Source organism: Sphingomonas arabinosi (assembly GCF_036663715.1).
Classification (GTDB): domain Bacteria; phylum Pseudomonadota; class Alphaproteobacteria; order Sphingomonadales; family Sphingomonadaceae; genus Sphingomonas.
In genome coordinates this window covers 623,283-636,791 of the sequence record NZ_JAXOJN010000001.1, presented here as the reverse complement: position 1 = coordinate 636,791, position 13,509 = coordinate 623,283, and the positions used below count along the sequence as shown (strand labels likewise).

Annotated in this window: 11 protein-coding genes; 8 read left to right on the top strand and 3 right to left on the bottom strand. The window is 67.8% G+C overall.

Annotation, left to right across the window (positions count from 1 at the left end):
- The first annotated feature begins 61 nt into the window (after positions 1-61).
- Positions 62-907 (top strand): N-formylglutamate amidohydrolase, encoded by an 846-nt coding sequence (locus U1708_RS02880; RefSeq protein ID WP_332742508.1) that lies wholly within the window; start codon positions 62-64, stop codon positions 905-907.
- A 10-nt stretch (positions 908-917) separates the two neighbouring features.
- Here U1708_RS02880 and U1708_RS02875 read toward each other — a convergent pair whose 3' ends face one another.
- The 3 genes from U1708_RS02875 to U1708_RS02865 all read right to left on the bottom strand — a co-directional run bounded on the left by U1708_RS02875 (position 918) and on the right by U1708_RS02865 (position 5,919).
- Complete coding sequence (locus U1708_RS02875) at positions 918-4,100, bottom strand: TRCF domain-containing protein (RefSeq protein ID WP_332742506.1); 3,183 nt, start codon at positions 4,098-4,100, stop codon at positions 918-920.
- Between the two features lie 85 nt (positions 4,101-4,185).
- A complete protein-coding gene (locus U1708_RS02870) occupies positions 4,186-5,127 on the bottom strand; it encodes a Gfo/Idh/MocA family protein (RefSeq protein ID WP_332742504.1) in 942 nt (313 codons plus the stop codon).
- 78 nt (positions 5,128-5,205) lie between these two features.
- Positions 5,206-5,919: a FadR/GntR family transcriptional regulator gene (locus tag U1708_RS02865; protein ID WP_332742502.1), complete on the bottom strand. Its 714-nt coding sequence runs from the start codon at positions 5,917-5,919 to the stop codon at positions 5,206-5,208.
- 131 nt (positions 5,920-6,050) lie between these two features.
- Here U1708_RS02865 and U1708_RS02860 point away from each other — a divergent pair, with 131 nt between their 5' ends.
- The 7 genes from U1708_RS02860 (at position 6,051) to U1708_RS02830 (ending at position 13,439) form a co-directional block, all read left to right on the top strand.
- Positions 6,051-6,920: a 2-dehydro-3-deoxygalactonokinase gene (locus tag U1708_RS02860; protein ID WP_443029908.1), complete on the top strand. Its 870-nt coding sequence runs from the start codon at positions 6,051-6,053 to the stop codon at positions 6,918-6,920.
- The gene (locus tag U1708_RS02855) at positions 6,917-7,552 is read left to right on the top strand and encodes a 2-dehydro-3-deoxy-6-phosphogalactonate aldolase (protein WP_332742498.1); all 636 of its coding nucleotides are present in this window, start codon (positions 6,917-6,919) and stop codon (positions 7,550-7,552) included. The genes U1708_RS02860 and U1708_RS02855 overlap by 4 nt, the downstream gene beginning before the upstream one ends.
- Positions 7,553-7,608: 56 nt before the next feature.
- The gene (locus U1708_RS02850) at positions 7,609-8,730 is read left to right on the top strand and encodes an 8-amino-7-oxononanoate synthase (protein WP_332742496.1); all 1,122 of its coding nucleotides are present in this window, start codon (positions 7,609-7,611) and stop codon (positions 8,728-8,730) included.
- A complete protein-coding gene (gene bioD / locus U1708_RS02845; RefSeq protein WP_332742494.1) occupies positions 8,727-9,344 on the top strand; it encodes a dethiobiotin synthase in 618 nt (205 codons plus the stop codon). Before U1708_RS02850 ends, bioD begins: the two co-directional genes overlap by 4 nt.
- A complete protein-coding gene (locus U1708_RS02840) occupies positions 9,341-10,594 on the top strand; it encodes an adenosylmethionine--8-amino-7-oxononanoate transaminase (RefSeq protein WP_332742493.1) in 1,254 nt (417 codons plus the stop codon). Before bioD ends, U1708_RS02840 begins: the two co-directional genes overlap by 4 nt.
- 98 nt (positions 10,595-10,692) lie before the next feature.
- A complete protein-coding gene (locus tag U1708_RS02835; RefSeq protein ID WP_332742491.1) occupies positions 10,693-11,811 on the top strand; it encodes an extracellular catalytic domain type 1 short-chain-length polyhydroxyalkanoate depolymerase in 1,119 nt (372 codons plus the stop codon).
- A 254-nt stretch (positions 11,812-12,065) separates the two neighbouring features.
- A complete protein-coding gene (locus tag U1708_RS02830; RefSeq protein WP_332742489.1) occupies positions 12,066-13,439 on the top strand; it encodes an MATE family efflux transporter in 1,374 nt (457 codons plus the stop codon).
- Positions 13,440-13,509: the final 70 nt, after the last annotated feature.

The window sequence follows — 13,509 nt, the reverse complement described above, 5'->3', positions numbered from 1 at the left end:
GAAAGTGGTTAACATATCCAGGTCGATTGCCCGCGCCCGGTGCTGGCCCTAGCATGGTGGCATGCAGTCTTCTTCCTTCGAGCGTCTGGGCGCAATGCCGCCCGTCAGCCCGGTGGTGGTGTCCGTCCCGCACGCGGGTCGGGACTATCCGCTCGCGCTCAAGACGGCGTTGCGCGTGCCGCTCGCCGGGCTGCTCCCGCTCGAGGACCGGCTCGTCGACGCGGTGGCACGCGCCGCACGGACCGACCAGACGACGATCGTCCAGACCCGCGCGCGCGCCTGGATCGATCTCAACCGGCGCGAGGACGAGCGCGACCCGCTGCTCGACGAGGGCGCACCGTCGATGCCGCTCGCCCAGCAATCCGCCAAACTGCGCAGCGGGCTCGGCCTCGTCCCACGCCGGGCATCGGGTGCGGGCGATCTCTGGGCGCGCCGGTTCACCGATGCCGACGTCACCGCGCGGATCGCCAACGATCACCGCCCTTACCATTCCGCCCTCGCCGCTGCATTGCAGGCCGCGCACGACCGATTCGGCGTCGCGGTACTGCTCGACGTGCATTCGATGCCGCCGCTCGGGCCCGGTGGATCGCGGATCGTGATCGGCGACCGGTTCGGCCATTCCGCAGAGCCAAGGTTCGTCGCGCGGATCGAAGCCGAGTGTACCGCACGCGGATTCTCGACCGCGATCAACGCACCCTATGCAGGTGGGCATATCCTCGAACGCCATGCGCGGCCCGCCGCCAACATCCACGCGGTGCAGTTCGAACTGGATCGCACGCTGTATCTCGATCGCAAGCTCCACGCGCCCGGTGCAGGCTTCGCGCGCGTCGTCGACCTGATGCGGTCGATCTTGGCGGCGCTGACCGACGAAGCGTTGTCCGCCCCGCTGGCCGCGGCCGCCGAATAACCTAACGCGCCTACCCGATCAGCGCGTCCAGCAGTTCCTCGATCCGCCCTGCCCGCGCGATCGGGTCGGCGATGCTTTCGGAGGCGATCCAGCGCCCGTTCTTCTCGACCAGATCGTCGAGCGGTTTCGCCGCGGTGCGGTCGTGCGGCGTCAAGGCGATCGCCGCGGGACCGGCGTCGATCCTGCGGATACCAGCCTCGCGCGCCATCATGCGTATCCGTGCGACCTGCAACAGTCGCAGCGCGGCATCGGGTGCCTTGCCGAACCGGTCGTCGAGCTCCGCCTCGAACAGGTCGAGCGCCGACACGTCCTCCAGCCGCGCAAGCCGGCCATACAGCGACATCCGCACCTCCATCTCGGGGATCCACGCCTCGGGAAGGCTACCGCCCAATTCCAGGTGCAGTTCGGGAATCCAGTCGTCGATCGGCGCACCGCCCTCGCGGTTGATCCTCGCCAGCCGCAACGCGCGACCGAACAAATGCTGGTACAGGTCGATCCCGATCAGCTTCATGTGACCGGCCTGCGCCTCGCCGACCAGATCCCCTGCGCCCCGGAGATCGAGATCGCGTGCGCTAATCGCAAAGCCAGCGCCCAACCGGTCGAACGCCTGAAGCGTCCGCAGCCGCTTCAACGTCGCCTCCGCTATCGTCGCTTCGCCGTCGGTCAGCAGCATCACCTGCCCGCGCCGCCCGCTACGGCCGACCCGCCCTCGCAACTGGTGCAGTTGCGACAAGCCGAATCGGTCTGCGTGATGCACGATCATCGTGTTCGCGCGGGGCACGTCGAGTCCGGCCTCGATGATGTTGGTCGCGAGCAGCACGTCTCCGTCACCTGCAGCGAACGCGACCATCGCCTCGTCAATGTCCCCTGCCGGCATTTTCCCATGCGCCTGCACGACGCCGAGCTCGGGCACGAGCTCGGCAAGCTTCGCGGCCAGCGGCGCCATGTCGTCGATCCGCGGCACCACGACGAAACTCTGTCCGCCCCGCGCTCGCTCGCGACGCAATGCAGCGCGCACTATCGAATCGTCGAAACGTGCCACCGAGGTACGGATCGGCTGGCGACGTGCAGGCGGGGTGGCGATCACCGACAAGCCCTGCAGGCCGATCATCGCGGATTGCAGCGTGCGCGGGATCGGCGTCGCGCTCAGCGTCAGGACATGCCCGGCTCCCAGCGCATGCATCTTCGCCTTGTCCGCTGCGCCGAACCTTTGCTCTTCATCGATCACGACGAGCGCGAGGTCCTTGTACGCGACACCCTTGCCGGCGATCGCCCCCGTGCCGATCACGACCCCGATCGAGCCGTCCGCAAGACCCGCCCGAACCCGCGCCTTCTCTGCGGTACTCGACAGCCGCGACAGCCCGGCGACGGCTACCCCCGTCCCCTCGAACCGCTTCGTAAACGTCTCGATATGCTGGCGGACCAGCACCGTCGTCGGTGCGGCGATCGCAACCTGTCGCCCGGCCAGCGCGACCGCAGCCGCGGCACGCAACGCGACCTCCGTCTTACCATAGCCGACGTCGCCGATGATCAGCCGGTCCATCGGCTTGCCGCTCGCGAGATCGGCCAGCGTCGTCGTGATCGCCCGTGCTTGGTCGGGCGTCTCGGTAAACGCGAACCCGGCGGCGAACGTCTCATAGCGGGCACGATCGGGCACGATCGGATCGGTCGTCCAGGCATCGCGCTCTGCGGCGATCGCCGCCAGATCCCGTGCGCTCTCGGCGATCGCGGCATCGATCGCCCCCCGCCGCTTCTGCCACGACGCGCCGTCGAGCGAATCAAGCGTGACCGCGTCGATCTCGGCACCGTATCGCCAGATCCGGTCCGCCTCGCGCACGGGGACGAGGCGGCGGCCTTCCTTTGCATATTCGAGTATGATCGCGTCGCCGTCGGTGCCCGGCAGCATCTCCAGCCCGCGGACGACGCCGATTCCGAATTCCTCGTGCACGATCACGTCGCCGCACCGCAACTCGCTGGTCAGTCCCGGCAACCTGCCAGAGCCCCCACCGGCGGTTTCGTCCCCGCGCGCCCTTCCGCCGAGCAGGTCCGCACTAGCGACGATTTCGGTACCGCTCGCAACGAACCCGCGGTCGATGGGTGCCACCAGCAGCATTGCCGTGCCCGGCTTGGAGGATGCGACGTCCGCCCAACAATCGACCTGCGCGAAATTAATCTTAGCCGCGCGCTCTAGCCTTGGCTGGAGGAACCGCAGATCGCGCGGCGAACCGACCACCAACAAGCGTCCATCGGCGAGCGTACTCTTTGCGAACCGCGCAAATGCCCGCGCCGGATCGCGCCGCTCGATAAACCGTGGCGGCACGTCGGCGGCAACGTCGAACGTCACCGTTTCGCGATCCGCAGTCTCATTGGCCCAGGCCTTGTCCAGGACCAGATCGACTGCGGCACGACGCCGGGGCAGGCCATCCGAAGCGATGTGGAGGAAGCGACTACGCCGCTTCTCCGCGTCCCGGTCGAACGCGATTGCAGCATCCGGCAGATGCGCCAGGATCGACACGCCCTTTTCGACCACCGGCTCGGTGGCTCGTCCGATCTCCACGACCTCGACGTCGCCCAAGCCAAGCTGCGACACCGGATCGTAATCGCGCAGGCCCGTAATGTGGCCATCGGCGAACTCGATCCGCACCGGAGTTTCGCGATCGGCCGGGAAGACGTCGATCACCCCGCCGCGCACCGCGATCTCGCCGGGTTCGTCGATCCGGTCGTCGGTCAGATAGCCGACCTCTTCGGCGATCGCGGCAAACGCGTCGATATCGATCGGATCGCCGACCTTCAGCCGCGGCGGTGCAACGTCGAACATCTGTGGTGGCGGATATCGCACCGCAGTCGCCTCCGCGGTCGTGACGACCAGGATCGGTGCCGCGCCAATCTCCAACCCCGCGCGCAGCCGCCGCAACGCCGCAACGCGACGTCCGACATTGGCCGGCGATGCGGGCGCATCGTCGCCCGGCAGTGCATCGCTCGACGGCACGTGGACGACCAGCGCATCGGGCGCGAGCGCCGCCGCGATCGTCGCGATCTCGGTCGCACGCTGATCGTCGGCAGCGACGTAGACGAGGTTCCCATCGGACAACCGCTCGACGATCGCGGCCGCCAATGGTGCGGCTGCGGCAACGGTCGCCGCTGACGCCGGTGCAATATTCTCGTTCTCGACCTGCCGACTGACCTGAAGCACCGATAGACATCCTTCTTTCGAGGATGAACGTGGTCCCGGCCAGACGCGTTCCGGCGATCCTATCTTCGATCAGCTAAATCGGATTTCACCATTCGAAGGCGGGAACGATCATGCGCCGCCCGACCAGGAACGCGTCCGCCACCAGCCGCAGCGGAGTCACGTCCACGTCGCTGGACCGCGAACCGACCAGGTCCGCGAACTTGGCGTAGAGCCCTGGATATTCGGCATCCGTCGCCTCGGTGACCTTGCCGTCGATGTCCAGCACCGCACCACCCATGCCCAGCTTGAGCGTACCGTCGTCGGTCTCGACGACGATGTCCCACTGCTGCGGGCCTTCGTGGAGAAAGTCGAACGCTGCGGTGACGGGAATGTCGCCGCAGGTGAGATCGATATTGGCGGCCAGTGGCGACATGCGACCTTCCGGCACATGCAGGTCGGCATTGTTCACGACCCAGTCGCCGGGAAGGATCTCGGTCGCGATCGACAGCGCGTTGATGCCGGGATCGAACACGCCGAACCCACCGGCTTCCAGTATCCAGTCCTGCCCTGGGTGCCAGCGGCGAATGTCCTCGCGCCACGCGATCGCGACGCGCTGGACCTTGCGATCGGCAAGCCACGCCCGCGCCGGCGCGACGCCGGCCGCCTCACGCGAATGCCAGGTCGCGAACAGCGAACGGCCCGCGGCAACCGCATGCGCCTCGATCCGCGCCACCTCGGACAGCGTTGCGGCCGGCGGCTTTTCCATCATCACGTCCAGCCCGGCATCGAGCGCCGTCATCGCGATCGCGGACCGCCCCACCGGTGGCGTGCAGAGCGACACCGCGTCCAGCTCATGCCCGGCGGCGAGCAGTTCGGCGATGTCGTGATAATTGTCGACGCCGTCGACCACCGCATTGCGACTGACCGCCGCGACCAGTTCGAAGCGCGGATCGTTCGCGATCGCCGGCAGATGCTGGTCGCGCGCGATCTTGCCAACGCCGACGATCGCCAGCCGAATCGGCTTTGCGGACATTGCCTCGGTCGCCATTCGAAATCCTCTCAGTTATCGTATTAGAACAGGGGTGGCGTGCACGCTTCCGCTCGGTCCGCCATCACGTGACCGGGCTTACTCGTCGCCGATCAGCGTCAGGACATCGCCGATGATCCGCGTCATCGCGGTCCGCGCTCCGGCGGGATCACGTGCGATGATCGCGTCCGCCACCGCGGCGTGATCAGGGATATTCGCGGAACGGCCCTTGATCCGGTTGGTGAAGCGGATCGACGTCCGCAGCGCAGTCGACACCACCGACTGGAACTGCGCGTAGAACGGATTCTTCGACGCGCGCAGGATCGCCATGTGAAACGCGATATCGGCTTCGAGCGGATCGGCCGTTCCCGCCTCGCCCGCCTCCATCTGCGCCAGTCCGTTGCGGATCGCCGCCTCGTCCGCGGCATCGCCGAACCGCGCCGCCAATGCCGCGGCCTCGGGCTCGATCGCGACCCGCAACTGATTGAAGTGCCGCAGCAGTTCGACCGAGAACTTTCGCTCCAGCGTCCAGCGCAGCACGTCGGTATCGAACAGGTTCCACGAGCTCGCCGGCTGCACCACGGTGCCCTGCCGCGGGCGTGCGCTGACCAGGCCCTTCGCGGTCAGCATCTTGACCGCCTCGCGTGTCACCGACCGGCTGACGCCGTGGGTCTTGGCGATTTCCGCCTCGGTCGGGAATGGACGCGTCTCGTACCGTCCGGTGACGATGGCACGTCCCAGCGTATCGAGCATGCCGTGAGTCAGGTTGCGCCCCGTCACACCGACGACGGGAAGACTGTCAGTATCTGTCATGTCGATATTCATCGCCGCAGGTTCTGGCGCAACGGAACCGCGCTGTCACGTGCCTTCAAGGCCGTATTGCCAATCCCTCATGGCGGCTCCCGCGATTTGTCGTATAATCACGCTGTGATGGGGTCGAGGTAATGACGATGAATGCTTTTATCGCGGTCGACTGGGGCACCAGCAACCGCCGCGCGTTCCGGATCGAGGAGAGCGTCGTCGTTGCGTCCGAGCGGGACGATCGCGGCGCCGCTACCGTCGGCGCGGGCGAGTACGAGGCGGAAGTAGCCGGCATCCGCGCACGGCTCGGCGACCTGCCGATGCTGCTCGCCGGGATGGTCGGATCGAACATCGGCTGGCGCAGCGTGCCTTATGTCGCCGCTCCTGCCGGACTTCCGGACATCGCCGCTGCGCTCGACCGGATCGATGACCGGACCGCAATCGTGCCCGGCCTGTCGTACCGAGACGGGCTGCACGCCGACGTGATGCGCGGCGAGGAGGTGCAGTTGCTCGGCGCAGTCGCCGCCGAACTCGTCCCGGCGGACGCGCTGCTTTGCCAGCCCGGCACGCATTGCAAATGGGCAACCGTCGAGCGTGGCCGTATCGAACGGTTCACCACCGCGATGACCGGCGAACTCTTCGCGCTGCTCCGCACGCACGGGGTCCTGTCGCGGCAACTCGGCCATCCGGTCGAGCCGGGCGCGGCGTTCCTCGAAGGCGTATCGGAAGGCGCCAAGCGCGATCTCGCCGCCAGCCTGTTCGCGATCCGTGCGCGCGGCGTGCTCGGACTTGCCGACGACGCGCACGCAGCGTCGTTCGCAAGCGGCCTGCTGATCGGGGCGGATACCGCCGCGCGGATCGAGGCAGGCACGACCGTCCACATCCTCGCCGATCCCGCACTCGGCGCGCTCTACGCCAGCGCGATCGATGCGCTCGGGGGGACCTCGCACCACATCGACAGCCAAGCCGCGTTCGTGGCCGGCATCACCCGTATCCAGGATCTTGCAGCATGACCACACATCGCCAGGCGTTCGACGACGCCTTCGTAAAATGCCCGCTGATCGCGATCCTGCGCGGCGTGAAGCCGGACGAGGTCGAGGCGATCGGCGATGCGCTGGTCGAGGCGGGCTTCACGATCCTCGAAGTGCCGATGAACTCGCCCGATCCGCTCGACAGCATCGCGCGACTGGCGCGCCGGTTCGAGGGCCGCGCGGTCGTCGGTGCGGGCACGGTGTTGCGCATCGAAGACGTCGAGGCGGTCGGCGCTGCGGGCGGCACGCTGATCATCGCCCCGAACGCAAACGTGCGCGTGATCGCTGCGGCCGCGGACAAAGGCTATGTCGCGCTCCCCGGCATCGCCACGCCGACCGAGGCATTCGCAGCGCTCGACGCAGGCGCCGCCGCACTGAAGCTGTTTCCCGCCGAAGCCGCCAGCCCCGCGGTGCTGAAGGCGATGCGCGCGATCCTCCCCAAGGACACGCGTGTGCTGCCCGTCGGCGGGATCGTGCCGGAGCTGATGGCGGACTGGCGCAAGGCCGGCGCGGCAGGCTTCGGCCTAGGCTCCGCCCTGTTCGCACCCGGCATGACCGCAGCGGACGTTGGTGCACAAGCGAGCAAGTTCATCGAGACGTGGAACGCGGGGTAACGACGCGATCCACCCGCGCTATCGTCTTCGCGGCCCGTAACGTTTAGGGCGGCGCGATGATGTTCGCCGACCAGGAACGAGACCTCGCCAAACTGACCGCTGCCGACCGGTACCGGTCACTCCGCCCGCGTCAAGGCGTGGACTTCGCCTCGAATGACTATCTCGGACTCGCAGGATCGGAGCGGCTGCGGGCGGCGATGACCGATGCGTTGCAGCGCGGCGTGCCCGTCGGATCGGGCGGGTCGCGGTTGCTGCGGGGGAATGCGCCCGAGCACGAGACGCTGGAAGCAGAGGCCGCGCGGTTCTTCGGAACCGAGGCGGCATTGTTCTTCGCCAGCGGCTATGTCGCCAACACGATCCTGTTCGCGACCCTGCCCCAGCGCGGCGACCTGATCGTCCACGACGCGCTGATCCATGCGAGCGCGCACGAAGGCATACGTCTCACGCGAGCGACCTTCGCTGCTGCGGCGCATAACGATGCCGACGCGTTCGAGGACGCGATCGTAGCGTGGCGCGCATCGGGCGGCACAGGCCGCGTGTGGATCGCGGTCGAGAGCCTCTACAGCATGGACGGCGACCAGGCCCCGCTCGCGGCGCTCGCCGAGATCGCGGACCGGCACAACGCCGTTCTCCTGATCGACGAGGCGCACGCGACCGGCGTGTTCGGCACCGACGGCCGCGGGCTGGCCGAAACTCTCGAAGGTCGCGAGAACGTCATCACCCTGCGCACCTGCGGCAAGGCACTGGGATGCGAAGGCGCTTTGCTGTGTGGACCGACGGTCATGCGCGAGTTCATCGTCAATCGCGGGCGCGGCTTCATCTTCTCGACCGCGCCGTCGCCGCTCATGGCGCTGGCCGTCGGCGAGGCGCTGCGCATCGTCGCGGACGAACCAGCGCGGCGGGAGAGGCTCTGGACGTCGATCGCCACGGCGGAACGCGTGCTCGCACCATATGGCGTCGCGGCAACCGGGTCTCAGATCCTGCCGCTCGTCCTCGGCGATGCCGCGCGGACGATGCGGGTGGCCGGCGCGATCCAGGCGGCCGGGTTCGACGTGCGCGGGATACGGCCACCGACCGTGCCCGATGGCGGATCGCGGCTGCGGATATCGCTGACGCTTAATGCGACCGTCGCGGATATCGAAGCTCTGGGAGCGGTCATGGGAGAAGCGCTGCAATGACGATCGTCGTTACCGGGACGGACACCGATATCGGCAAGACCGTGTTCGCCGCGGGCCTGACCGTGGCGCTCGGCGCGCGCTACTGGAAGCCGGTGCAAGCCGGACTCTCGGACGGTAGCGATGCGGCTTCGGTCGTCACGCTCGGCGTGCCCGCGGACCACGTCCTGCCCGAAGCATACCGGCTGACGACTCCGTGCTCACCGCATCTCGCCGCCGAGATCGACGGGGTCACGATCGATCCCGACCTGCTCGCGCTACCGCAGGTCGATGGCCCGCTGGTCGTCGAGGGCGCCGGCGGCGTGATGGTCCCCGTCACGCGCGAGTTGATCTTCGCCGACCTGTTCGCACGATGGGGCAAGCCGGTCGTGCTCGTCGCCCGCACCGGCCTCGGCACGATCAACCACAGTCTGCTCTCGATCGGGGCATTGCGCAGTCGCGGCGTACCGATCCTCGGCATCGCCTTCGTCGGCGACGCGGTGGAGGATAGCGAGGCGACCATCGCGACGCTCGGCAAGGTCCGTCAACTCGGCCGCTTGCCCCGCCTCGATCCGCTGAACGCCGCGACGCTGGCCGAGGCGTTTGCCGCGAACTTCGACGCCGAGGCGTTCCGGTGAGCGACTCCCCCGTCTGGCACCCCTTCACGCAGCACGGCCTGCGCGAGCCGATCCCGCTCGTGACACATGCTGAGGGCGCCGCGCTCTACACGTCGGACGGCCGGCGGATCGTCGATGCGATCTCGTCCTGGTGGGTGACCACGCATGGCCACGCCAACCCCAGGATCATGGCGGCGATCGCAGAACAGGCGGGCAAGCTCGACCAGATCATCTTCGCCGGCTGGACGCATCAGCCGGCCGAAGACCTCGCCCGGGGCCTGACTGCGATCATGCCGCCCGAACTGACGCGGGTGTTCTTCTCGGACTCAGGCTCTACCAGCGTCGAGTGCGCGCTGAAAATGGCGCTCGGCTATTGGCTCGACCGCGGCGAGGATCGCCACCGCATCCTCGTGCTCGAACACGGCTATCACGGCGATACCATTGGCGCGATGTCGGTCGGTGCACGCGGCGTCTACAACCGGGCGTACGCGCCGTTGCTGTTCGACGTCGGAACGATCCCCTTTCCCGCCGCCGGCCAAGAACAGACGACGCTCGACGCACTGGAGAAGGCCTGCGCAGCACACCCGGCCGCGTTCATCGTCGAGCCGCTGCTACTCGGCGCGGGCGGAATGCACATCTATCCCGCGCATATCCTCGCCGAAATGCGCCGGATCTGCGCAGCGCACGGCGTCCTGTTCATTGCCGACGAGGTTATGACCGGCTGGGGCCGTACCGGCACGTTGCTCGCCTGCGAACAGGCGGGCGTCGTGCCCGACATCCTCTGTCTGTCGAAGGGGCTGACCGGTGGCGCGATCCCGCTCGCGGTGACGATGGCGACCGAGGCGATCTACCAGGCGCATTACGGCACCGACCGTGCGCGGATGTTCTTCCACTCGTCGAGCTACACCGCCAACCCGATCGCCTGCGCCGCCGCCAATGCGAACCTCGCCATCTGGCGCGACGAACCGGTGCGCGAGCGGATCGCAGATCTCACCGCTCGGCAGGCAGCGCGCCTGGAGGCGCTCACCCGGCACCCCCGCATCGCGAACGCGCGCCAGATCGGCACCATCACGGCTGTCGAACTGCGCGACGAGGACGGCTATTTATCGCAGATCGGCCCGCGCCTGCTCGCCTTCTTCCGTGACCGCAACCTGCTGCTCCGCCCGCTCGGCAACACCGTCTACGTCATGCCGCCTTATTGCATCGACGACGCCGATCTCGACCAAATCTACGCTGCGATCGGCGAAGCCTGCGATGCAGTCGGACACTGATCCAGACGTTCTTGCTGCACTGCAGCAACAAATGATGTAGGTGCGACGTTGAGATAAGATCGCGGCCGAGTACGCTGGCGACGAAAAGGTCCGATTACGTGAGAAACATCGCCGATACCATTGCCCGGATGGCGCGCGCCGGAGCGCCGACGCCCCGCAACACCGTGCCGAGCCGCCTGACTCCACTGGCCGAGTTCGGGACCAATCCGGGCGCGCTGCTTGGGCATAGCTACGTGCCCAAGGACTTGCCATCCGGCGCGCCATTGGTCGTCGTCCTGCACGGCTGCACGCAGACCGCTGCCGGCTATGACCACGGCTCGGGCTGGTCGAAGCTAGCGGACCGCGCCGGCTTTGCACTAGTCTTCCCCGAGCAGACGCGCGCGAACAACCCCAATCTCTGCTTCAACTGGTTCGCGTCGGAGGACACCGCGCAGGCTGGCGGCGAGGCGGAATCGATCGCGCAGATGACCGAGACGATGATCGCGCGCCACGGCCTCGACCGCAGCCGCGTCTACGTCACCGGGCTGTCGGCCGGCGGTGCGATGACCATGGCGATGCTGGTTACGCGACCGGACCTGTTCGCCGGCGGCGCGGTAATCGGTGGGCTAGCTTACGGCACCGCGACCGGCGTGTCGCAGGCGCTCGACCGGATGCGTGGGCATGGCGACACCAGCGACACCGCGCTGGTCGACATGGTCCGCAGCGGCGCGCGCGGCCATGACGGGCGCTGGCCGACGCTGGCGATCTGGCACGGCGGCGCGGATGCGACGGTCAGCGTCGCGAACGCGGACACGATCGCGCGGCAGTGGCGCGGCATCCACGGCGTCGATGCGAAGGCCGTGCGCGCGGAACGGGTAGGAACTGCGGTCCACCGGATCTGGTCCGACACGGAAGGGCGCGACGTCGTCGAGGACTGGACCGTGCCGGGCATGGGCCACGGGACGCCGATCGATCCGTTGCGCGGCGAGCGACTGGGCGCCGCGGGACCGTTCATGCTCGACGTCGGAATTTCGAGCACGACGGTGATCGCCAAGTCCTGGGGTCTGGTTTCAGCGGCGAAGGCGGAGACTGCGCTCAAGCCGGCGCCGGTCGAACGCGTCGCGAAGATGGCGATTCCCGTATCGCCAAAGCCTGCATCGAAGCCTCGCGCCGAGGCACCCGCCGGAATCCAGGCGACGATCGAAAACGCCCTCCGCGCTGCTGGACTGATGCGGTAGGACACCAGACGGTGGGGGGGAGTTAAGCGCGCCAAATGCCCCACCGTCATCCTGACGAAAGTCAGGATCCAGAGCCACACAAGGCACCGTTCGCTACCCTGGGTCCTGACTTTCGTCAGGATGACGGGGTGGTGGTGGTGAGGTCCTGGCCGAATCCGCGAGCCAATCGCGCCCGACCGCTCAGCGCCAATCCTCCTGCTGGGGAAGCATTGGTAGGTAATCGACAAGCCGCCCAACCCCACTAAAGCCAGCCCATGACGTCCACCCCGCCCCGCCCTTGGCCCACCGAATTCGCAGCCACGCTGAAACTCGCCTGGCCACTGGTCGCGACCAATCTCGCGCAGGCGCTGGTCGGCGCGACCGACGTGGCGATGCTCGGGCGGCTTGGCTCGGACACGTTGGCGGCAGCGACGCTCGGGCTCAATCTCTACCTCGTCTTCCTGATTTTCGGGATGGGCCTCACCACCGCCGCCGTGCCGATGATCGCGCGCGAGCGGGGCGCGCGGCCGCACGCGGTGCGCGATATCCGGCGGACCGTTCGCCAGACGATCTGGGTCGCCGCCACGCTCTGCATCCCGTCCTGGATCGTCCTGTGGAACGCCGAAGCGATCCTCGTCCACCTGCTCGACCAGGACCCGGCGCTCGCGCACGAGGCGGCGCGCTTCGTCCGCGCGGTGATGTGGGGAATGTTGCCGAGCCTCTGCTTCCTCGTGCTGCGCGCATTCGTCGCCGCGCTGGAGAAACCCGCCTGGTCGCTGGTGGTGATGGTCGGGCTGCTGGTCGTCAACGCCGGCCTCAACTGGCTGCTGATCTTCGGCCACGCAGGATTGCCCGCGCTCGGCCTGCTCGGCTCGGGCATGGCGAGCAGCATAGCCAACGGACTCAGCTTCGTCGCGATGGCCTCGGTCATCGTCTACGTAAGACCGTTCCGCCGCTACCACCTGCTCGGCCGGTTCTGGCGCGCCGACTGGCCACGATACCGCGCCGTGTGGAAACTCGGCCTGCCGATCGCGATCACGCTCGGGTTCGAGTCCACCGTGTTCATCGCCGCCGTCTTCCTGATGGGGCTGCTCGGCACCGTGCCGCTCGCCGCCCACGCGATCGCGATCCAGATCGCCAGTGTCACCTTCATGGTCCCGCTCGGCATAGCCCAGGCGGCCACCATCCGCGTCGGACTCGCCTCCGGTCGGGGCGACCGCGCCGGCATTGGCCGCGCCGGCTGGGCCGCATTCGCGATCGGCGAGGGGTTCATGGTACTGACCGCCGCTTTGCTCGTACTCGCTCCGCAACTGCTGATCGGCATCATCCTCGACGTCGATGCGCCTGCGAATGCACCCGTCGTCACGCTCGCGATCTCGCTGCTGGCAGTCGCTGCAATATTCCAGGTGGTCGACGGCGCGCAGGTGATCGGTGCGGGCATGTTGCGCGGATTGGGGGATACCACGGTGCCGATGATCTTCGCGGCGGTCGGCTATTGGGGGATCGGCATCGGCGTCGGCGCATGGCTCGCCTTCGCGCGCGGCTGGGGCGGAGTCGGCATCTGGACAGGTCTCGCGACCGGCTTGGCGGTGGTATCGGTGCTGATGATGGCCCGTTGGCACGCGCGCGAGCGTCTCGACCTCGGTTGACGCTCCGCTGGACCCGTTTTTTCGACGGGCCGGTACCGATAACACGCTGGGTGCGTTAACATATATTGCA

Excerpts from the sequence above, each read along its gene's own strand:
- U1708_RS02880 (WP_332742508.1), top strand. The coding sequence starts at position 62 with ATGCAGTCTTCTTCCTTCGAGCGTCTGGGCGCAATGCCGCCCGTCAGC.
- U1708_RS02870 (WP_332742504.1), bottom strand. The coding sequence starts at position 5,127 with ATGGCGACCGAGGCAATGTCCGCAAAGCCGATTCGGCTGGCGATCGTC.
- U1708_RS02865 (WP_332742502.1), bottom strand. The coding sequence starts at position 5,919 with ATGACAGATACTGACAGTCTTCCCGTCGTCGGTGTGACGGGGCGCAAC.
- U1708_RS02860 (WP_443029908.1), top strand. The coding sequence starts at position 6,051 with ATGACGATGAATGCTTTTATCGCGGTCGACTGGGGCACCAGCAACCGC.
- U1708_RS02855 (WP_332742498.1), top strand. The coding sequence starts at position 6,917 with ATGACCACACATCGCCAGGCGTTCGACGACGCCTTCGTAAAATGCCCG.
- U1708_RS02850 (WP_332742496.1), top strand. The coding sequence starts at position 7,609 with ATGATGTTCGCCGACCAGGAACGAGACCTCGCCAAACTGACCGCTGCC.
- bioD (WP_332742494.1), top strand. The coding sequence starts at position 8,727 with ATGACGATCGTCGTTACCGGGACGGACACCGATATCGGCAAGACCGTG.
- U1708_RS02830 (WP_332742489.1), top strand. The coding sequence starts at position 12,066 with ATGACGTCCACCCCGCCCCGCCCTTGGCCCACCGAATTCGCAGCCACG.